The 20,788-nt window shown below is 31.4% G+C and carries 19 protein-coding genes; 6 read left to right on the top strand and 13 right to left on the bottom strand.

The genetic code is table 11. The annotated features are described in order from the left end of the window. Together WBG30_RS08245 and WBG30_RS08240 are read right to left on the bottom strand one after the other, a co-directional pair. On the bottom strand, window positions 1-382 hold a 382-nt coding region (locus WBG30_RS08245), incomplete at its 3' end, for a hypothetical protein (protein ID WP_424504170.1). Between the two features lie 233 nt (window positions 383-615). After that, window positions 616-1,512: a fumarylacetoacetate hydrolase family protein gene (locus WBG30_RS08240; protein WP_424504169.1), complete on the bottom strand. Its 897-nt coding sequence runs from the start codon at window positions 1,510-1,512 to the stop codon at window positions 616-618. Window positions 1,513-1,844: 332 nt separating this feature from the next. Here WBG30_RS08240 and WBG30_RS08235 point away from each other — a divergent pair, with 332 nt between their 5' ends. The 5 genes from WBG30_RS08235 (at window position 1,845) to WBG30_RS08215 (ending at window position 8,444) form a co-directional block, all read left to right on the top strand. Beyond that, entirely contained in the window at window positions 1,845-2,018 is a 174-nt protein-coding gene (locus tag WBG30_RS08235; protein WP_424504168.1) for a hypothetical protein, read from the top strand. 182 nt (window positions 2,019-2,200) lie between these two features. Continuing rightward, the gene (ppdK, locus tag WBG30_RS08230) at window positions 2,201-4,897 is read left to right on the top strand and encodes a pyruvate, phosphate dikinase (protein ID WP_424504167.1); all 2,697 of its coding nucleotides are present in this window, start codon (window positions 2,201-2,203) and stop codon (window positions 4,895-4,897) included. 279 nt (window positions 4,898-5,176) lie between these two features. Continuing rightward, window positions 5,177-6,160, top strand: coding sequence for a YeiH family protein (locus WBG30_RS08225; RefSeq protein ID WP_424504166.1), 984 nt, complete (start codon window positions 5,177-5,179; stop codon window positions 6,158-6,160). Between the two features lie 66 nt (window positions 6,161-6,226). After that, entirely contained in the window at window positions 6,227-7,150 is a 924-nt protein-coding gene (locus tag WBG30_RS08220; protein ID WP_424504165.1) for a PTS sugar transporter subunit IIA, read from the top strand. Between the two features lie 19 nt (window positions 7,151-7,169). Next, entirely contained in the window at window positions 7,170-8,444 is a 1,275-nt protein-coding gene (locus WBG30_RS08215; protein ID WP_424504164.1) for an ArsB/NhaD family transporter, read from the top strand. A gap of 68 nt (window positions 8,445-8,512) precedes the next feature. Here the strand turns inward: WBG30_RS08215 and speB are convergent, their stop codons facing one another. From speB to WBG30_RS08175, 8 genes are all read right to left on the bottom strand, one after another. After that, window positions 8,513-9,361 carry an agmatinase gene (gene speB / locus WBG30_RS08210; protein ID WP_424504163.1) on the bottom strand — a complete coding sequence of 283 codons (849 nt, stop codon included), beginning with the start codon at window positions 9,359-9,361 and terminating at the stop codon, window positions 8,513-8,515. Next, the gene (gene speE / locus WBG30_RS08205) at window positions 9,351-10,208 is read right to left on the bottom strand and encodes a polyamine aminopropyltransferase (RefSeq protein WP_424504162.1); all 858 of its coding nucleotides are present in this window, start codon (window positions 10,206-10,208) and stop codon (window positions 9,351-9,353) included. The genes speB and speE overlap by 11 nt, the downstream gene beginning before the upstream one ends. A gap of 19 nt (window positions 10,209-10,227) precedes the next feature. Further along, the gene (gene speD / locus WBG30_RS08200) at window positions 10,228-10,662 is read right to left on the bottom strand and encodes an adenosylmethionine decarboxylase (protein ID WP_424504161.1); all 435 of its coding nucleotides are present in this window, start codon (window positions 10,660-10,662) and stop codon (window positions 10,228-10,230) included. Next, window positions 10,662-12,116: an aminotransferase class I/II-fold pyridoxal phosphate-dependent enzyme gene (locus WBG30_RS08195; protein WP_424504160.1), complete on the bottom strand. Its 1,455-nt coding sequence runs from the start codon at window positions 12,114-12,116 to the stop codon at window positions 10,662-10,664. The genes speD and WBG30_RS08195 overlap by 1 nt, the downstream gene beginning before the upstream one ends. Window positions 12,117-12,409: 293 nt before the next feature. Continuing rightward, window positions 12,410-13,429: an extracellular solute-binding protein gene (locus tag WBG30_RS08190; protein ID WP_424504158.1), complete on the bottom strand. Its 1,020-nt coding sequence runs from the start codon at window positions 13,427-13,429 to the stop codon at window positions 12,410-12,412. 15 nt (window positions 13,430-13,444) lie between these two features. After that, window positions 13,445-14,218, bottom strand: a complete 774-nt coding sequence (locus WBG30_RS08185; RefSeq protein ID WP_424504157.1) for an ABC transporter permease — start codon at window positions 14,216-14,218, stop codon at window positions 13,445-13,447. 2 nt (window positions 14,219-14,220) lie between these two features. Beyond that, a complete protein-coding gene (locus WBG30_RS08180) occupies window positions 14,221-15,057 on the bottom strand; it encodes an ABC transporter permease (RefSeq protein WP_424504156.1) in 837 nt (278 codons plus the stop codon). After that, on the bottom strand, window positions 15,058-16,173 hold the full coding sequence (locus WBG30_RS08175) for an ABC transporter ATP-binding protein (protein ID WP_424504155.1): 1,116 nt from the start codon (window positions 16,171-16,173) through the stop codon (window positions 15,058-15,060). A 233-nt stretch (window positions 16,174-16,406) separates the two neighbouring features. Between WBG30_RS08175 and WBG30_RS08170 the strand changes: the two genes are divergently transcribed. Further along, the gene (locus WBG30_RS08170; protein ID WP_424504154.1) at window positions 16,407-16,946 is read left to right on the top strand and encodes a helix-turn-helix domain-containing protein; all 540 of its coding nucleotides are present in this window, start codon (window positions 16,407-16,409) and stop codon (window positions 16,944-16,946) included. A gap of 62 nt (window positions 16,947-17,008) precedes the next feature. Here the strand turns inward: WBG30_RS08170 and WBG30_RS08165 are convergent, their stop codons facing one another. The 3 genes from WBG30_RS08165 to WBG30_RS08155 form a co-directional block, all read right to left on the bottom strand. After that, window positions 17,009-18,172 (bottom strand): M20 metallopeptidase family protein, encoded by a 1,164-nt coding sequence (locus WBG30_RS08165; RefSeq protein ID WP_424504152.1) that lies wholly within the window; start codon window positions 18,170-18,172, stop codon window positions 17,009-17,011. 147 nt (window positions 18,173-18,319) lie between these two features. Further along, window positions 18,320-19,816: a D-alanyl-D-alanine carboxypeptidase/D-alanyl-D-alanine endopeptidase gene (gene dacB, locus WBG30_RS08160; protein ID WP_424504151.1), complete on the bottom strand. Its 1,497-nt coding sequence runs from the start codon at window positions 19,814-19,816 to the stop codon at window positions 18,320-18,322. Next, complete coding sequence (locus WBG30_RS08155) at window positions 19,813-20,727, bottom strand: S66 peptidase family protein (RefSeq protein WP_424504150.1); 915 nt, start codon at window positions 20,725-20,727, stop codon at window positions 19,813-19,815. Before WBG30_RS08155 ends, dacB begins: the two co-directional genes overlap by 4 nt. Window positions 20,728-20,788: the final 61 nt, after the last annotated feature.

The raw sequence follows: 20,788 nt of genomic DNA, 5'->3' as shown, positions 1-20,788 counted from the left end.
CTTCAAATTTTTCATCAAAGAACTCTCCAAACTCTTCCTCTATCTTTTCCTCATAGATATCCAAATCTCCGTTGAAAGCTTCCATCTCATATACACAATTAAAGTCATTAATATGACAAAGTTCTACTATAGCTTCAAACTTTACATCATCTTCTTCAGCATTAAATTTATATCCTACTCCCTTATTTCCATTATCTTCTTCAAAGTCATATAGTTCCCATTCCATATCTGCATTCATTCTTTTTTCAGATAATTCCTTAGCTAACTTTTCAGCTTCTCCCTCTTTTACACATATATATATATTACACATTACTTCATTTTCTATACCACAAGTAATTTTATAACCGTCATTTGTCATTTCCATATAGTTAAATTTTTTCATCTTTACCTCCGACTTTAATAATTAATTACTCTTCTTTCTTATAGTTTCTCTCATATAAGAAAAATCAAAGCTATAAATATAACGATAGTTCCCTTTAGTTTGAGATAAAACAGCGAAAAGAAAGTATTAATTTTTTTCTATATTATACCATACTATACAAAAAAACGACTAAATCCATTTTCATAGATTTACCCGTTTTATATTTATTTAAAAATTTTTTTACTCTATAAAATTTATCCCTTCACTATGTTTTTCAATATTCCTATAGATTCTATCTCACATTCTATAGTGTCTCCATCTTTTAAATATTTCGGTGGATCAAACGACATTCCTACCCCTGCTGGTGTCCCTGTAGAAATTACGTCTCCGGCTTCTAAAGTCATTCCCTTTGATATATCTGAAACTAATCTATCTATGTCAAATATAAAATTTTTAGTATTAGAATTCTGTCTCAATTCTCCATTTATCTTAGCAGTTATATTTAATTTCACAGGATAATCTATATAATCTTTGTGGATGATACACGGCCCCATAACTGCAGCTCCATCTAAGCCTTTCCCTATAGTCCACTGATAATGTTTAATCATTAGTTCTCTAGCAGATATATCATTCATAATTGTATATCCAAAAATATTATTTTTTACCTCTGATTTTGAAATTTTAGAACTTTCTTTTCCTATTACAACTCCTAATTCCACTTCATAATCTAATTTTTTTGTAATATTCTCATGGAGAGGTATTATAGCCCCAGTACCAGATGCGTGTCTAGCCCTCTTACTAAATATTACAGGGTTTGTAGGCACCTGATTTTTCATTTCTAATTCTACTACCGACTCTATTATATGATCCTTATAGTTTAATCCGACACATATAATATCATGAAGAGGTAAAGGTATAGGAGCTAATATTAAAACTTTATCAAAATCATAATATACATCAGCTTTTTCTTCTCCTTTCCAGAGTTTATCTAATTTTTCTATATCACTTTTTTCATGAGTCTCAATAAAATCATTCATATCAAAAAATTCTTGACTTAATTCAACCTCATCTATGGGGATAATTTTTTCCCCATCCTTTGTTAGTATACCTATTTCTTCTAACCCTTCATATTCAAATGTAAAAAATTTCATTTTGTCCCCCATTAATATTTCATATGGATAATTTATAAATCACCCCTAATTACTGTGTTTGTAACTCATTTTTTTCCTTCAATACAATTATAAACTTAATATTCTAAACTAAAATGACAGGTTCTACAAAAAGTCCAATATATGTTTAAAACTGAGAATACACTACTTCTAGTATATCTCTAAAATCTCATGGAAACAATCCCCATTGCCCTTCTATTTTATTTCCTATGACTTCGCACCTATAAATACCCTAATTTAAAATATTAAAAGGAAATTTAAAAATATATAGTATCTTTTTTATAATAACTAAAAAAATTTAAGAGGTGATTACTATGTTAATCGTAATTTATAAAAATGGGAATATCTATGTTGGGCGAAAAGAATTTTATTTGAACAGTGAAAGCAACACTATCAAAGTGGGAGATAACGTAAGTAACCTTTATGATGTAAGTACAATAATAGTCGGCAACAGAACTATTTACGGGGATCCCATGGAAACTTTTTAGCCTAATCTCATATAAAGAGTAGATCTTTCTACTCTTTTTTTATTTTGTAGGTAAATAACAAATAAAACAGTAAATAAATAATACCTATTACAAAAGTTAAAAAGCAGTAAAAACATTTTATCATCATATTTTTTATAAATCAATTATTAGGTTTTAGTTTAAAAATAAAGGAGGTATTTAGTATGAGTAAAATTTATAGGTTCGGGAATGGAAAAGCCGACGGTGGAGCAGAACTAAAAAATTTACTAGGGGGAAAAGGAGCCAATCTAGCCGAGATGGCAAAAATTGGCGTTCCAGTCCCTCCTGGATTTACATTAACTACTGAAATGTGTAATTTTTATACTGAATTTGGGGAAAAAGCCCTAAAAGATTCTATTTGGAATGATATAAAAGGTGAGATTCACGAAGTTGAAGATATCTTAGATAAAAAATTTGGTGACCATAAAAATCCATTATTACTTTCAGTTAGATCTGGAGCTAGGCAATCTATGCCTGGGATGATGGATACAGTTTTAAATTTAGGGCTAAACGATAAAATAGTAGAAGGGTTATCTATTATTACTAACAACCCAAGATTTGCTTGGGATTCGTATAGAAGATTTATTCAAATGTATGGAGATGTAGTTCTCGGAATGACACCTGAATCCAAAGAGGATCTCAACCCTTTTGAAAAGATAATCGATAATTATAAAAGTGATTTGAAAATAAAAACTGATCTTGATTTTAATGTTGAAAATTTAAAAATATTAGTAGATAGATTTAAAGATGCTATACAGAAAAAAATGGGAATCCAATTCCCACAGGATCCATATGAACAATTATGGCTAGCCATATTAGCGGTATTTAGAAGTTGGATGAACGACAGAGCCATCACCTATAGAGCCATCGAAGGAATCCCGTCTAATTGGGGAACTGCTGTAAATGTACAGTCTATGGTCTATGGGAATACTGGGTCCAATTCTGCCACTGGAGTGGCTTTTACAAGAAATGCTGCTACTGGTGAAAATTATTTTAATGGAGAATTTTTAATAAATGCCCAAGGAGAAGATGTAGTAGCAGGAGTTAGAACCCCATGGCAAATAACTAAAAAAGAATCTATTGAATGGGCAGTCCGAAATAATATCCCTATGGAAGATAGGAGAAGGAACCATCCATCTTTAGAAGAACTTATGCCAGAAGTATATAAAGATCTATATAAAATTCAAGCAACATTGGAAAATCATTATACGGATATGCAAGATATGGAGTTCACAGTGGAAAGTAAAAAACTCTGGATTCTTCAAACTAGAACTGGAAAGAGAACTGGTATGGCTATGATAAAGATAGCTATGGATCTCTACAATGAAAAGAAGATAGATTCAAAAGAAGTAATCAGAAGGATAAAACTCAGCAAAATCGATGAACTTTTACATCCTGTATTTGACAAGGATAAAATAGATGTAGAAGTCCTTACCCATGGACTCCCTGCTGCACCAGGAGCTGCTGTAGGTCAAGTAGTTTTCTTTGCTGATGAGGTAGAAAAATATGAAAAAGCAATCTTAGTCAGACTTGAAACATCTCCTGAAGATATTAATGGCATGAATTTAGCTCAAGGATTTTTAACTGTTCGTGGGGGAATGACCTCCCATGCAGCTGTGGTAGCCCGTGGAATGGGAAAATGTTGTATAGCTGGAGCTGGCGAGATAGTCATTGATTATAAAAAAAGAAAGTTTAAAGTAGGAGATAAAGTATTTAAAGAAGGAGATTTTATCTCTATCGATGGTAGTACTGGAATGGTCTACCAGGGTAAATTAGTTACTAAAGCTCCTAAATTAGACAATAATTTCCACCAAATTTTGGAGATTGCAGATAAGATAGCTCGGATGGAAGTCAGAGCAAATGCCGATACCCCAAAAGATGCTAAAAAAGCCATTGAATTTGGGGCTAAAGGGATTGGTTTATGTAGGACAGAACACATGTTCTTTGAGGAAAACAAGATAAAAACCATGAGAAAGATGATCTTAGCCCCTGATATCAAAGGTCGAGAAGAAGCACTAGCTGTTATGCTTCCCCTTCAAAAGAAAGACTTTATAGGGATCTTTGAAGTTTTAAAAGAAAAACCTGTGACTATAAGATTACTAGACCCGCCTCTTCATGAATTTCTTCCACATACCAAGGAAAAGCAAGAGGAATTAGCTCATGAGATTAAGGTGCCAGCTGGTAAAATTAGAGAAGCTGTGGAACATCTAAAAGAATCTAATCCAATGTTAGGACATCGTGGATGCCGTTTAGGAATAACTTATCCTGAGATCACAGTCATGCAGACCCGAGCTATTATAGAAGCTGCTCTAGAGGTCCATTCTAGAGGAATAGATGTCTATCCAGAAATAATGGTTCCCCTCATTGGAAAGGTGGAAGAATATAGATTGCAGAAACAACTGATCTTAGACACTATAAAAAAAGTGTTTGAAGAAAAAAATAGTAGTATTAAATATAAAATAGGGACTATGATCGAAGTTCCTCGTGCTGCTCTTACCGCAGACAAAATTGCTCCAGAAACAGATTTTTTCTCCTTTGGTACAAACGACTTAACTCAAATGACCTTTGGATATTCTAGAGATGATACTGGAACATTTTTACCAACCTACCTAAAAGAAGGTGTATTAGAGGCTGATCCATTTAAAATAATAGACATAGAAGGTGTCGGACAACTCATGGAGATTGCTAGCACCAAAGGACGAAATATTAATAAAGATTTAGAGATCGGAATTTGTGGAGAACACGGAGGAGAACCCCACTCTATCAAATTTGTTAATGATCTAGGTTTTGACTATGTCAGCTGTTCTCCATATAGGATTCCTATTGCAAGGCTAGCTGCTGCCAAAGCAGAGATAAAATAAAATTTTAATTTTTTCAGATGAAAAGTAGTTAAACACACTGTTTAGCTACTTTTTATTTTGCCCTTAATAAGGTATGATATTAATAGGAAAAAAGAGAAATTAAATTTTTAATTTCCTAAAGAATAAAAAATAACTTTCTTAATTTCATTCAAATCATTTAATTTACCATACTAATTTACCTATACATTTTAAATAAAATTAGTATTATTAAAATTTAGCTAAAAGTTATATAATATATTTAAGTAATTGAAAAAACGCAAATTAAATGGAGGTAACAACATGAAAAAAGACATTATTAGCGGTTTAATAGTGTGTATCATCATAGGAATGCTAGCTAAATTTATATCTACCATCTTTCCCTTGATAGGAGGCACAAGTTTAGCTATAATAATAGGAATTATTGCAGGAAATACCTTAGCTCAAGATAAAAAATATCTTCCTGGAGTTAAATTTTCAGAAAAAACTATATTAGCCGGAGCTATTATGCTTTTAGGTGCAACTCTTCATCTCAGTGCCATCACAAGTTTAGGTATGAAAGGTGTCTTTTTTATCCTTTTGCAAATTTCCTTTGTCATCGGAATAAATCTAATCATTGGAAAATTTTTAGGGTTCAGTAAAAACTTTTCACTCCTAATGGGAGCGGGAAATGCCGTTTGTGGGTCTTCTGCTATTGCTGCGACAGCACCTGTTTTAGGAGCTAAAGAAGATGAAATAGGAATTCCTATCGCTGTAGTCAACCTTATTGGAACAATATTCATGTTTGTACTTCCTTTCCTTGCATTTAACATCTTAGGATACACTCCTATGGAAAGTGGAGGACTTATTGGTGGAGGACTTCAGTCTGTAGGTCAAGTTGTAGCTGGAAGTAATTTTTTAGGAGATGAAGTTGCTAAATTTTCTATTTTATTTAAAATGATTAGGATAAGTATGTTAGGAGGAGTTGTTTTAGTTTTTTCTCTTATCAGTGACAAAAATTCAAATAATATCAACATTAAGAACAAAAAATTACCTATTCCACCGTTTATAATAGGATTTTTTATCCTCAGTATCCTAGTCACTCTAGGTTTTCTAAATGATCAGGTAAAAGATATCTTAGGATTTTTAAGCAAGAATCTACTCCTAATCGCCATGGCCGCAATAGGAATGAGAGTTAAATTTAAAGAACTACTCAGTGAAGGACCAAAAGCTTTATTATTTGGAATAATAGCTATGTTCGTTCAAATTACCATGTTAACAATCTTAATAAAATTATTATTAAAATAAAAATAAAAAAAATCTAAATAAATTGTATAATAAAATAAAATAAAATAAAAATTTTGGGGGTTACATATGAAATTATCAAGTTACCTAAATACTAGGTGTATCTACTTAAATTTAGAAGGAGATACAAAGGAAGAGATTATCGGTCAAATGATCGACGATACTGCTAAACACGACAAGGTATTCAATGATTCTGCAGACCAAATCAGGAAATCTGTTTTTGCTAGGGAAGCTGAAGTTTCTACTGCGATGGGAAGCGGTATCGCTATTCCCCATGCTAGGGTAGACGGATATGACGACATCCTTATCTCTATAGGTATAATGAAAGAACCTATCGAATGCGATATGGCAGATATGAGAAATAAAGATAAAGTAAAGATTTTCTTTATGATCACAGCCGAAACTTTAAAGAGTAAAGTTATATTAAAAATTATGTCTTCTATCACTAGAATAGCGATCAAAGACAAGGTTCTATTAGAAAAATTAAAAAATGCCAAGACTGGGGCTGAAGTATATGATTTATTAAGTCATATCGATGTAAAGATCGAAAATAAAATCACTGCTGAAGATGTTATGGACCCTACAATAAAACCAGCAAACCCACATGATACTTTAGACAATATAGCTAGGCGGCTTATTACCGAAGAAAAACCAGGATTCCCTGTAGTAGATGACAAGGGATATTTTTTAGGTGAGATGACCGAAAGAGAACTTATATCATACGGAATGCCAGATTATACTTCGGTAATGGACGACTTAAATTTCTTTACTATAGGGGAACCTTTCACAGAATATCTAAAGAATGAAAAAACAGCCACAATCAATAAAATTTATAGAAAAAAAACTATGGTTGTAGACAGAAAAACTCCTATAATGGAAATATGCCTACTTATGGTAAATAAAGGCTTTACTAGAATATATGTGGTTGAAAACGGCAAATATTACGGAACAATTTTAAGATCACATATAATCAAAAAAGTTTTACACATATAAATTTAGGGGGAAAGAAAAGATGCAATTAGCAATAGGTTTAATTATATTTATAGCAACATTTTATTTAATAATAACAGAAAAAGTTCCAGGTCCCATTGCTACTCTCTTAGGTGGTCTTTCTATGGCACTTGTAGGAATTATAAATGAACATGAAGCATTACATGCCATCGGTTCACGACTAGAGATCATACTCTTATTAGTAGGTATGATGATAATCGTTCATTTTATCTCTGAGACTGGAGTATTTCAATATTTAGCAGTAAAAGTAGCACAATTAGTAAAAGGAGAACCCTTCCCATTGCTTGTACTCCTTGCAGTTATTACAGCTCTGTGTTCAGCATTTTTAGACAATGTAACTACTATCTTACTCATGGCACCTGTATCTATATTACTGGCAAATCAACTAAAAGTAGATCCCTTTGTATATATTATGACCCTTATAATGTCCGCCAATATAGGCGGATTAGCTACACTAATCGGTGATCCTACTCAGCTTATCATAGGATCAGAAGGAAATATTGGATTCAATGATTTCTTAGTCAATACAGCTCCAGTAGCTGTTATTTCAATGGTTATGCTTCTTATCACAGTTTATTTTATGTATGGTAGAAAGATGACCGTTTCTAGAGATCTAAAAGCTAGAGTTATGGAACTTGATGCTTCTAGATCCCTAAAAGATATGAAATTACTTCAAGAATCAGCTACTATATTTGCCCTTGTAATCTTTGGATTCTTGATGAATAATTTCATCGATAAAGGATTAGCGATTATGGCCCTTACTGGTGCAGTGGTATTAATTCTTATTACCAAAAGTGAACCTGTAGAAGTTTTTAAACATGTAGAATGGGATACATTATTTTTCTTTATGGGACTATTTATGTTGATTCAAGGGATAGAAGCTACAGGAATTGTAGATCTCGTAGGAGATAAAGTTTTAGAGTTAGCAGATGGACATCTACACTATGCAGCAGCTATGGTCCTTTGGGTTTCCGCTGCTTTTACATCTGTTATAGGAAATGTAGCCAATGCAGCTATGGTCTCTAAAATCATCCACTTTATGATGCCAACCTTCAAACATGGAAATACAATGTCCCTTTGGTGGGCACTATCTATGGGATCTCTATTAGGAGGGAATATTACTATCTTAGCATCTGCAACCAATGTAGTCGCTATAAACTCAGCTAATAAGGCAGGATGTAAGATAAGTTTTGGTAAATTTATGAAATTTGGTCTAATAATAGCAGTTCAAACTTTAATCATAGCTAATATCTACCTATTTGTAAAATATTTTTAGAGATTAAAAACTTAGAATATTCAAATCAAAAAAATTCACAGACAACTAAATTTGTCTGTGAATTTTTTTTATACCATGGTCAAGATCACTTCTCGTAAAACTTTACACGCTGTAGCTGTAGAAACTCCACTGATATCATAATTAGGAGATAGCTCTACTATATCTCCTCCTACAATATTTAATTTTTCGAATTCTTTTATCCCTTTTATAATTTCGGTAAAGGTAAGTCCTCCTGGTTCTGGTGTTCCAGTTCCTGAAAAGATAGAGGGATCCAAAATATCCAGATCAATAGTTATATATACCGGAACATCATTTAATTTTTCTATTGTTTCAACTAAAGTATCTATACCAAATTTTTCCATATATGTATGATCTTTGGCCCACAAAAATTCTTCCTTATTACCAGATCTAATACCAAATTGATAGATCTTTCCATCTCCTAAAAAATCCCAACAACGTCTAATCACCGAAGCATGGGAAAATTTTTCTCCCATATAATCATCTCTTAAATCTGCATGTGCATCTAAATGAATAACATGAAGATCTGGATATTTCTCATAGACAGCTTTTATTGTTCCATAAGAGACTAGATGTTCCCCACCTACCATAAATGGAACTTTATCGTCTTTTAATATTTTTTGTGTATATTTATATATACTGTCTAAAGTACTCTTTGGATTTCCAAATGAAAACTCTAAATCTCCTCCATCAAAAACATTATAATTTTCTAAATCTTTCTCTAAATAAGGGCTATAAGTTTCTAGTCCATAAGATTCTCTCCTCATTACTTCTGGGGCAAATCTAGTCCCAGGTCGAAAAGATGTTGTTCCGTCAAAGGGGGCACCAAATACTATTATTTTGGACTCATGATATTCATTGTCAAACCCAATAAAAGTAGATATATTTTTATTTTTCAATTTCTAACATCTCCTTAACATAATTTGGTAGTGCAAAACACCCTCTATGTAGTTCTGAATTATAATATTTAGTTTTTATATTTAATTTTTCCCATTCTTCTGAATTATGATCCTTTATTGGATCGAATTTTTTAGACGCAAATCCAAATAACCAATGTCCTGAAGGATAAGTTGGTTGATGAAATTGATATACTTTTGCGATTGGAAAAGTATTCAATATTTTTTTATGAGCTTTTTGCATCTCTTTTGAAAAATTTTCAAAATATGGAGATTCATGCTGATTTACTAAGATCCCTTCCTCTCTTAACACTCTAAAACAATTATTATAAAATCCTGTTGTGAATAATCCCTCTCCTACAGATATCGGATCAGTAGAATCTACTAAAATTAGGTCATATTTCCCTGTTTTTGTACCTTCTACAAATTTTAATCCATCTTCAAAGTACATAGTTACTCTAGGATCATCTAATTTTTCAGCTGTAATAGGTAAAAATTGTTGAGATAATCTCACCACTCTTTCATCTATCTCTACCATGTCTATCTTTTCTATATTTTTATATCTAGTTAATTCTCTAACAGTCCCACCGTCTCCAGCTCCAATTACCAACACTTTTTTTATCTTTGGATTAGTTGCCATGGCTATATGAGTAATCATATCGTGATAGATAAACTCATCTTTTTCTGTCACCATCATTAGACCGTCTAAAGTAAAGAATTTCCCGTATTCTTCCGATTCAAAAAAATCTATTTTTTGAAATTTACTCATCTCACTATGAAGATGTTTTTTCACCTTAATTGAAAATTTTGTGTTTTCTGTCCAATTTTCTGTATACCATAAATCTAACATAATTTCCTCCTAATTCTATTTAATAATTAACTACTTCTTGATTTTCTTCCGGCTTAAAAGTTACCTTTCCTAGTTGTTCAGGATGAAATTTTCTTATCTTTTCTACCATTCCCCTAGGAATTTCCATAGATTCACTTCTATCTGCTTTAAATACATCCTCTAAAAAATCAAAAGCTATCCACGGATTTATCTTGTCTCCACACGTAAATACATCTACTGCAGCATATCCATATTCTGGCCAAGTATGAATAGCCAAATGAGATTCAGAGATAATCACAGCTCCAGATACTCCATAAGGATTAAAGTGATGAAATACTGAGTTCACTATAGTAGCATTGGCTATCTTAGCTGCCTTATTCATATGTTTTTCAATAAGTTCTGGACTCGCTAATATATCTTCATTACAGTTATAAAATTCTATTAAAATATGTCTGCCTAAAGTTTCTAATCTCATTATTCTATTTCTCCTTTTAAAATACTTATATTATTCAATGTTTTATCGTCCATTCCAGTTATAACAGCTTTTTGTTCCTTTAAAAAAAATATATGATCTATCAAATCTTTAGAAATTTTTTCCCCTTGAATTAGGAGTGGAATTCCTGGAGGATATACCATAATTGACTCCCCACTTACCCTTCCAATAGCTTTTTCTAATGGAATACTTTCTGTTTCTGAATAGAAAGCATCTCTAGGAGATACTACCAGTTCAGGACTTTCAAGTTCATTAAAATCTATTGTTTTATTAATTCCCTTATTATCTCTTTTATGATCTTTTGCCATCTCTTCTAGAGCATCTATGAGTTTTTGATAATCTTCCCATACATCTCCTATACTAGCTATTCCGAGTATATTATGGGTATCAGCTAACTCCATTTGGATGTTATATTTTTCTCTTAATATGTCATAACCTTCAAAACCAGTGAGTCCAAGGCCATGAAGATTTATACCTATCTTAGTCTCATCAAAATTATAGAGTTTATCCGATAATATTGATTTGAAGCACCTTATTCCTTGAATAGAATTTAACTTTTCTCTAAATTTAGATATCATATCTAAAAGATTGGTAAAAATCTCCTTTCCTTCTATAACCAAAGTTTTTCTAGCTACATCTAAACTAGTCATTAAAAGGTAAGAAGCGCTTGTAGTCTGAGTTAAATTTAACATCCTCTTTACCCTTTGCTTATTTATAAGACCATTTTTTAAAAGGAGTACCGAACTTTGAGTTAGGGATCCTCCTGTTTTATGTATGCTTATTGCAGACATATCCGCTCCGAGAACCATTGCATTTTCAGGGAAATTATCATGAAATGGAAAGTGTGCCCCATGAGCTTCATCCACTAAGACTACTATTTCTTCTTTATGACAAAATTTTATAATTTCTTTTAAATTAGATACTGCACCATAATATGTAGGGTTAATTATAAATACTGCCTTAATATCTGGATCTTTTATCACAGCTTCTTTTATTTTTTTTATATTTACTCCTAAACTTATTCCCAAAGTTTCATCTACTTCAGGATCTATATAAATTGGGGTAGCTCCACTTAAAATAAGTGCATTGATAGCACTTTTATGAACATTTCTAGGCAGAATTATTTTATCCCCAGGATTACAGGCACTCATAACCATTGTCTGTATCCCAGAAGTCGTACCATTAACCAGGAAAAAAGCTTCATCTGCACTATAAGCATGTGCCATCAATTGATGAGCTTCCCTTATTACTCCAGTTGGATTATTTAATATATCCAATTCCTTCATGGAATTGGTGTCTAACTCTATTATTTTATGACCTATATAATCAGAAAATTCATTTTGAAACCTTTTTTTATGCCCCGGAACATCAAAAGATACTACCTCTGTTTTATGATAGTTTTTTAATGCATCGAAGAGTGGTGTCTTGTTTTGCATGATCCCCCCCTGTATTCAAAGTTTACTGATACTAAACCTTTTTCCTAAAAAAATATTGTTCTTTCAAAAATTTGAGAGAGCAATATTTTTTTATTTTTTTATTATGAATTACAAATTAAAAACTCTATTCTTTTAATTTTTATGTTTCATATATAGCTCTTTGAAAAACAGTATTATTAAACTTTTTTCAATTTATTATATATATATAATAAAACTTTGTCAATTTATTTTTTCTAAAAAATCGTATTAAAAAATCGTAGATAATTTTAATCATCTACGATTTTTCTTGTTTTTTATTGAGTTAAAATCTCATTCCAAACTTCACTTTGAGGAGCTAATGCTTCTCCTAAATCTTTCATAAGATAAGCATCTTTTAGATCTTCTACGTCATATACAGGTTTAGTTTCTCTGAGTTTATTTGCTCCTATATTTATAGACGGAGTTTCTAAATAATCCACAATTTTTACATACACTTCTGGTCTATAAATATAATTTATAAATTTATAAGCATTTTCAATATTTTTAGCTCCCTTTAGTATAGTCATACTGTCTATATACATTTGAGCTCCCTTTTCAGGTATGAAAAACACCATATTTTCAGCCTGTTCATCAGTCATATGAGCTACTATATTTTCATAGTAACCATGCACTACTAAATACTCACCATTTGTGAATCCTTTTCCAAAACTTTCACTGTCAAATCTTAAAATATTTTCCTTCCATCCTAAGATGATTTTTTGAGCGTCTGCTAAATCTTGCGGATCAGAAGATTCTGGTGAATGTCCTGCAATGATTAAAGCACTAGACATAACTTCTCTCATATCATCTAAAAGAGTCATCTTCCCCTTTAAATCTTTTCTGTTATATATGTCAAATGATCTTTCAAAATCTTTTACATATTTTGTATTTACAGCTATTCCAGTTGCTCCTACAGAATATGGAATTATATAATCATGATTTTTATCAAAACTAATCTTTGAACCTATCTCTTCATTCAGTTCCTTTAAATTCGGAATTTTAGATTTGTCTATTTTTTCTAGCATACCTTGTTTCATCATAATCTCTGCATAGTCAGTAGATGGGACTGTTATATCATAACCATTTCCTCCAGCCTTTATCTTTGCATACATCTCTTCATTAGAAGAATAGTAATCAGTTATAACTTTTATCCCAGTTTCAGTTTCAAAATCAGTAATCACTTCATTTGGAATATAGTCTGACCAGTTAAATAAATATAACTCATTTTTTTGTTCCTCTTTTCCACAACCTACCAAGACTAATAACATTAAAATAAAAACAATACTTTTTTTCATTTTCTCCTCCTTTTTTTAATTTACCATATATTTTTGTATTTTTTTCGTTGACATAGCTAGCGCTATCGTTCCTGCAATCAGTATCACTGATAATGCATTTATAATTGGTGAAACTCCAAACTTAATCATTGAATAGATGTGTAGTGGCAAGGTCGAAGAACCTGGTCCTGCTACAAAAAACGTTATTACAAAATCATCCAATGACAGGGTAATAGACATTAAAAGCCCAGATATTATCCCTGGCATAAGGTTAGGTAATATTATCTTGGTAAGAGCTTGTTTTTCAGTAGCTCCAAGATCATATGCCGCTTCAACTATGGAATAATCAAAATCATATAACCTAGATAACACTATAAATAGTACAAAGGGAATATTAAATGTTGTGTGGGCTAAAAATATACTCATTAATCCCAATTTAAACTTTATACTTGTAAATAAAATTAGTAGAGATACCCCCATTATTATGTCTGGCAGAACTAAGGGCAGATAAGATATTACTTGAAGATATTTTTTATGTTTAAAACTATACCATTGTAGCGATATTGCTCCTAAAGTTCCTATTGCTGTAGATATAATAGCTGAAGTTAACGCAATTAAAATACTATACCTAAAAGACTGCCATAATCTTGCAGAATGATTAAATAATTCATCATACCATTTGAGAGAAAAACCATCCCATGCTATTCCCATACCAGAATTAAAAGATTGAACGATCAAAACTACCAAAGGAAGATATAAAAATATTAAAGTTAATATAAATATATTTAGTGAAAACTTCTTTTTATTCATATTTATACTTTCCCTCCCTTATGATCTTTATCATATTTTGATAAAACGACGATAAAAATTACTGTTATTATTGTTAAAATTGTTGAAATTGCTGCTGCTTTAGGCCAATTCCTCGTAATTGTAAGTTCTCTAGCTATTATATTTCCTAGCATTTGAGAATCATTACCTCCAACTAATTTTGGGATAGCATAAGATCCCAATGCCGGTATAAATGTAAATAATGTAGCTGTTACAACCCCTGGTTTTATGTTAGGTAAAAATGTTTTTGTATACGCCTTCATCTTACTAGCTCCTAAATCTCTTGCTGCATCAATTATTGCAAAATCAAATTTTTCTATGGCAGAATATAGAGGTAAGATCGCATAGGGTAGATATGCGTAAACACTTACTAATATTACTGCAAATTTATTATAAATAAACTGATGTGGCTCTAATCCTAGTTTCATTAAAAGATTATTTAACAATCCATTATTTCCAAGAAGAGCTATCCATGAATAGACCCTTATTAAGAAATTTGTCCAAAATGGAACTATTATTAAAAACAATAAAAAGTTTTTATACTTTGATGTAGCTATATAAAGAGCCGTTGGTATAGCTATTAAGACTGTAATTACAGTAGCAATTACAGAAATTTCTATTGTATTCCAGACTACTTTTAAAAAATATGAGCTACTAAAAAAATTATATCCATCTACTGAAAAGATCCACTCTACGCCACCATAGATCCCTTTTTTTAAAAAGCTGTAAACTATAACTATCAATGTAGGAGCCACGAATAATAAGGTTAACCAAAGAGTTATAGGAGTTGAATAGATTAAACCACTTCTTTGATTTTTCATCTACATCACCTCTAATAGGAAACTATCAGCTGAATCCCAAATGACATAAACCTCATCTTTCCAATGAATACTTTCTGCATCTCCCTCAAAGAAATCTACATGTTGTTTAAATGCACTAAATAACTTATCTCCTAAACTGCCTTCTATAGTTACAAAAAATTTACTTTGAAATCCTGAATAGATCATCTCTTCAATCTTTCCATTTAATATATTATCATTATCATCTAAATATCTAGGTTTTGATTTAGATATTTTTACTTTTTCAGGTCTGATAGTTAATTTTACAAAATTTCCTATCTCAACTTCTTTATCTAACTCAAATTTTATCCTTCCATAGTTCGGTGATTCTAAATATCCAAATTCCTCTTCTACCTCAACAACTTCACCCTCGATAAAATTAGTTTCACCAATAAAGTTAGCTACATATGCATTAGCTGGACTCTCATAGATCTCATTAGGAGTTCCTATCTGAAGAACCTCTCCATCTTTCATTACTGCTATTCTATCGGATATACTCAGAGCTTCTTGCTGATCATGGGTAACAAATACAAATGTAATTCCGACTTCCTCATGGATATTATCTAACTCTATGAGCATATGCTGTCTAAGTTTTGCATCTAGTGCAGACAGTGGTTCATCTAGGAGTAAAACTTTTGGTTTATTAATTAATGCACGAGCTATTGCAACCCTTTGTTTTTGACCTCCTGATAGTTGAGATGAATATTTATTTGCATGTTCAGATAATTTTACCATCTCCAAATATTTTTTTACCTCTCTATCTATCTCTGTGTCCTTTATTTTTTTTAATCGCAATGGAAATGCTATATTTTCATAGATTGTCAGATGAGGAAATAATGCATAGGTTTGAAATATCGTATTAACATCTCTTTTATCTGGGCTAAGATGGGTAATCTCATCTTTTCCTAAATATATAGCTCCGCCATCAGCATCTATAAACCCTGCTATCATCCTAAGAAGAGTGGTCTTTCCACATCCAGATCCTCCTAAAATAGAAAAAAATTCTCCATCTTTAATCTCAAAACTAATATTTTTTAGTACTTCTATTCCGTCAAAAGACTTAGATATAGAACTAATTTTTATATTCCCTTGTTTCATAACATTTCTCCTTGCTATATTAATTTTAACAGCTTTAATTTTAAATAAAATACACTAAATTTAATATCTTAAGTTATTACTGTTTTATGTTTTATATAATACGTTTATAAAAATAGTATTACTAAACACCTAGCATTATATTTTATAAAAAAAATTAGACTTTGTCAATTGATTTTTTTCATATATCGAGCTATAATATTAAATGGTTTTAAATAAATATAAGGGAGTACAAAATGGATATAGGCAAAAAAATTAAAAGACTTAGACAGGAAAAATTTCTCACTCAAGATGAACTCGCTATGAGATGTGAACTATCCAAAGGTTTTATATCCCAAGTAGAGAGAGATCTTACCTCTCCATCTATAACTACCCTAATAGATATACTCGAAGGATTAGGCACAAACCTCAAAGATTTCTTTAATGAAAATGAGGATGAAAAAATTGTCTTTAAACAGGAAGATATCTTTGAAAATATCGATGAAGAATTAAAATATAAGATCGAATGGATCATCCCTAATGCACAAAAAAATCAAATGGAACCTATTCTTATAACTATAGAAGAGGGAGGCCGATATAAAGAAGAACTCCCCCATGAAGGTGAAGAATTTGGGTATGTCCTCAGTGGAACTGTCTTAATTCATTTAGGAGAAAAAATATATAAGGCCCGTAAAGGGGAATCATTTTATTATAAATCTAGAAAAAACCACTATATTTCTAATGCAGGAAAAAATATAGTTAAAGTTTTATGGGTATCTAATCCTCCTGCATTTTAAAAAAAGATATCAAAAGCAATATTGCTTTTGATATCTTTTTTTAAAATTTTTTTTCATAAAATTTATACCGATAAGACATTTAAAATTTGAATAGCAACTCCTAAATGCAGTGCTTCTTCATCTATATCAAAATATTCATTGTGAGCCGATGCCATTATTCCTTTTTTTTCATTTTTCACTCCCAAATTAAAAAATACTCCTGGTATTTTTTCTAAATAATATCCAAAATCTTCTACACCCATATTAGCTTTTTCTTTCTCTAGTACATTTTCTATCCCCAAAATATCTCCTGCATTTTTTTTTACCAACTCCACCATCTTATCGTCATTAATAAGAGCTGAATATCCTTTTCCAATTTTTAATATCCCATTTCCACCCATTGAGATAGGTAGGGTATTCACCAAAACATCTAATTTTTCTTTAACTAATTCCCTAACTTTGGGATCTAAAGTTCTTAGAGTTCCTGTTAATTTAACTGAATCAGCTATTATATTATGAGCTGTCCCTCCAGCTATTTTCCCTATAGTTAGCACTGCACTGTCTCTAGCATCTATCCGACTAACTATAGTTTGCATAGCTGTTATCAATTGAGCGGTTATTACAATTGCATCTACACCATCTCCAGGATATGCTCCATGGGCAGACTGCCCTTGAACCTCGATTTCTATATTATCCGAAGAAGCATTCATCTGTTTATATCTATATTCTACACTTCCTTTTTCTATAAGAGAACTCACATGTAATCCAAATATTGCATCTACTCCGTCTAAAACCCCCTCTTCAATCATAGGCTCAGCTCCTCCTACGGTTTCTTCTGCAGGTTGAAATATAAACCTTATATTTACTCCTAATTCATCTTTTTGCTCACTAAGTATTTTAGCTACCCCCAAAAGGATAGTAGTATGAGCATCATGACCACATGCATGCATTACTCCATGATTTTTAGATTTGTAAGAAACATCGTTTTTTTCCAAAATAGGTAATGCATCAATATCAGCTCTAAGAGCTATGGTTTTTAATGCATTTTTCCCCTTTATCTCACCGACTACTCCTGTCTTTGCCATTTTTTTATGCAATATTCCAAATTCATCCAAATATTCACAAATTTTCCTTTGGGTACGAAATTCCTGCATCCCCAGTTCTGGATACATATGAAAGTCTTTTCTAACCTTAGAAAGCCAAGGTGATATACCTTTTGCTAACTTTAAAATTTTATTTTTATCCATAAAAATAACCTCCAAAAATTTATAGTACGGGTAATTCATTAATTACCCCTTCATTCCAAAAATAACTAAAAATGTCACTAAGAAAATCTATAAACACAGAAACTCACTGAAGTTAGGTTAGTGTATCTCCGTGTTGAATTTTTTTATTTATTTCAAATAATAGATACTCTCCATTAGTTTCTCTAATTTTTTAGAGATTCCACTTCCACTCATCCCATGATGATTTATTATTATGGAAAATGCCATTAGATCTCCATTCACATTATACATATATCCCCCATAAGATTTTACTCCTGTAAGGGTCCCACTTTTCCCATGGAGATTATCTACTAAAACTGTCTCCTCTTGGAATTTTTCAAAAGTTCCACCCTCTCTAGGTTCTGCTAAAGAATTATAATAACTCAAAAAATTATCAGATTTTTTCATATATTTTAAGATCTCTACAACAATCGTAGGCGTTACTCCATCATAACGAGATAAACCACTTCCGTCGTAAATATATAGCCCTCTAGTAGATATGCGACTACTCCAATATGCTTTCATTGTTTCACCAAAATTTTCTTCTGTTTCTTTATTTTTTTCCATTAATTTTTTTTCTATCTCAATTTTTAGATGTTCTGCAAATAAATTTACACTATATTTATTTGTGTAAGCTATAATCTCCTCCAATCTAGGAGAATAATGGGTATAAATAAGATTTCTTTTTCCTACTTCGTTACCACTTTTACCTATTAACCTACTTCCATTATTTTTTATACCTTCTCTTTCTAAAGTTTCAGAAAATATTCTTCCCAAGGCAGAGGCTGGATCTTGCATCACTGTATTATATGAAGTTATAGGTTTATTAATAGTTCCCAGTGCTATTATTTCATTGGTATAAGGAGGTACTACCAAGGTTATTTTAGATCTTTTCTTATCATCTACTACAACTTTATTAGTTACCACAGTATTAACCCATGAAGGGGATACTCTTACCCTAATATTTTTACCATCCTTTTGGAATGTCAACCTAATACTGTTATCTAAAAAAGTAAGTCCACTAGGTTTTGATGCAAAAGTATATCTCAAATCCCCCCATTCCCATGTTTGAGATAGGGTTGTTTCAGGATAATAAGAGCAATCTGCAACTATTTTTCCATTAATCTTTTTTATCCCCATTTTTTTTATTTTTTCTGTCCAAGTATTTAAAAATTCCAATTGTTTCTTTTTTTCCTCTGCTGTTACCCTATTTGGATCTTTTGCAATCAAATATTTAGAGCCTAAAGTAGGATCTCCTCCTCCAATAATATAGATATTACCATCTAAAATCCCATCTGATCTAATCTTCCCATCATAAGCTAAAATAGTTTTGAATCTATAATCTGCTCCTAAAACTTCTAATGCCGCTCCTGTTGTCAATAATTTCATATTAGAAGCAGGCACCAAAGATTTGTTAGAGTTTAATTCAAATAAAGTTTTATTAGTTTCCAAATTCACAATTTTTATCCCAAGGCTAGCATTTTCTATTTGGGGTAATTCTCTAAAATCACTTACTATTATTTCTGCCTTGGATTTTATTGGAACTGTTTGGATTTCGGCACTCTTACACGAAATTATAGATATTAATATCATCAATAAAATTATTTTTTTAAATATATTTTTCATCTAACCGCTCCCTCTAAAGTTTTAATCGTTAATCTATCACAATCTATTTCTATTTTTATCCCCAATGGAAGAGTTATCATAGGTTTACAATGACCAGATTTAAAATTATAAATTACAGGAATTCCTAGATCCTTTAATCTATCTTCTAAAAGATCCATAAGGGGTATATCATATTTTGATGCAGGAATACAATTATTAAAATCTCCCAAAATAATTCCATTTAGCTCTGATAGTTTCCCTGAGTTTAAAAGTTGTGTCAGAGCACGATCGATCTTATATGTAGGTTCTCTAATCTCCTCTATAAACAATATTTTTCCTTTAAAATTAAGTTCATTAGGGGTCCCCATGTCTCCCATAAAAGTAGTCAAATTTCCCCCTATCACTATCCCAGAAACTTTCCCTCCTACTATAGATCTTAGTTCTATTGGATTTTTTATCTCTCTACCACAACTCTTTTCCATACTTTCTACAAATGAATCCATTGTAAATTTTTCTATATCAAAAAAATTAGAAACTGCCATGGGACCATGAAATGTAACCAAACCAGCCTTTTGATTTAAAGCAGCATGAAGGGTTGTAATATCACTATATCCTATAAATATCTTTGGATTTTTTTTTATCATCTCAATATCTAGTTTATCAACAATTCTTATACTTCCGTATCCACCACGAAGACACATGATAGCATCTACTTCTGGATCTTTAAAGAAATTATTTATATCTGATATTCTACTTTTATCTGTTCCTGCAAATGAATGCCAGGTATCAAAGATATGTTCTCCTAATTTAACTCTATACCCTAGGCTTTCTATTTTTTTTTTAGATTCCAACACATCCTCTTTAGAGCTAGAGTTAGCAGGAGCTACTATCCCTATAGTATCTCCTTTATTTAACTTTCTTCCTTTTAACATCTCTCTCCTCCTCAATGATAAAAATAAAACTTTACATCCTTCACAAAATAGGTTATACTTC

Origin of the sequence: Psychrilyobacter sp., assembly GCF_049671765.1 — a bacterium.
Lineage (GTDB): Bacteria > Fusobacteriota > Fusobacteriia > Fusobacteriales > Fusobacteriaceae > Psychrilyobacter.
This window is presented reverse-complemented; position numbering and strand designations above follow the sequence as displayed.

What these genes read in the sequence shown, in the direction of transcription:
- WBG30_RS08240 (WP_424504169.1), bottom strand. Translation starts at nt 1,512, where the DNA reads ATGAAATTTTTTACATTTGAATATGAAGGGTTAGAAGAAATAGGTATA.
- WBG30_RS08235 (WP_424504168.1), top strand. Translation starts at nt 1,845, where the DNA reads ATGTTAATCGTAATTTATAAAAATGGGAATATCTATGTTGGGCGAAAA.
- ppdK (WP_424504167.1), top strand. Translation starts at nt 2,201, where the DNA reads ATGAGTAAAATTTATAGGTTCGGGAATGGAAAAGCCGACGGTGGAGCA.
- WBG30_RS08225 (WP_424504166.1), top strand. Translation starts at nt 5,177, where the DNA reads ATGAAAAAAGACATTATTAGCGGTTTAATAGTGTGTATCATCATAGGA.
- WBG30_RS08220 (WP_424504165.1), top strand. Translation starts at nt 6,227, where the DNA reads ATGAAATTATCAAGTTACCTAAATACTAGGTGTATCTACTTAAATTTA.
- WBG30_RS08215 (WP_424504164.1), top strand. Translation starts at nt 7,170, where the DNA reads ATGCAATTAGCAATAGGTTTAATTATATTTATAGCAACATTTTATTTA.
- speE (WP_424504162.1), bottom strand. Translation starts at nt 10,208, where the DNA reads ATGTTAGATTTATGGTATACAGAAAATTGGACAGAAAACACAAAATTT.
- speD (WP_424504161.1), bottom strand. Translation starts at nt 10,662, where the DNA reads ATGAGATTAGAAACTTTAGGCAGACATATTTTAATAGAATTTTATAAC.
- WBG30_RS08195 (WP_424504160.1), bottom strand. Translation starts at nt 12,116, where the DNA reads ATGCAAAACAAGACACCACTCTTCGATGCATTAAAAAACTATCATAAA.
- WBG30_RS08190 (WP_424504158.1), bottom strand. Translation starts at nt 13,429, where the DNA reads ATGAAAAAAAGTATTGTTTTTATTTTAATGTTATTAGTCTTGGTAGGT.
- WBG30_RS08185 (WP_424504157.1), bottom strand. Translation starts at nt 14,218, where the DNA reads ATGAATAAAAAGAAGTTTTCACTAAATATATTTATATTAACTTTAATA.
- WBG30_RS08180 (WP_424504156.1), bottom strand. Translation starts at nt 15,057, where the DNA reads ATGAAAAATCAAAGAAGTGGTTTAATCTATTCAACTCCTATAACTCTT.
- WBG30_RS08175 (WP_424504155.1), bottom strand. Translation starts at nt 16,173, where the DNA reads ATGAAACAAGGGAATATAAAAATTAGTTCTATATCTAAGTCTTTTGAC.
- WBG30_RS08170 (WP_424504154.1), top strand. Translation starts at nt 16,407, where the DNA reads ATGGATATAGGCAAAAAAATTAAAAGACTTAGACAGGAAAAATTTCTC.
- WBG30_RS08165 (WP_424504152.1), bottom strand. Translation starts at nt 18,172, where the DNA reads ATGGATAAAAATAAAATTTTAAAGTTAGCAAAAGGTATATCACCTTGG.
- dacB (WP_424504151.1), bottom strand. Translation starts at nt 19,816, where the DNA reads ATGAAAAATATATTTAAAAAAATAATTTTATTGATGATATTAATATCT.
- WBG30_RS08155 (WP_424504150.1), bottom strand. Translation starts at nt 20,727, where the DNA reads ATGTTAAAAGGAAGAAAGTTAAATAAAGGAGATACTATAGGGATAGTA.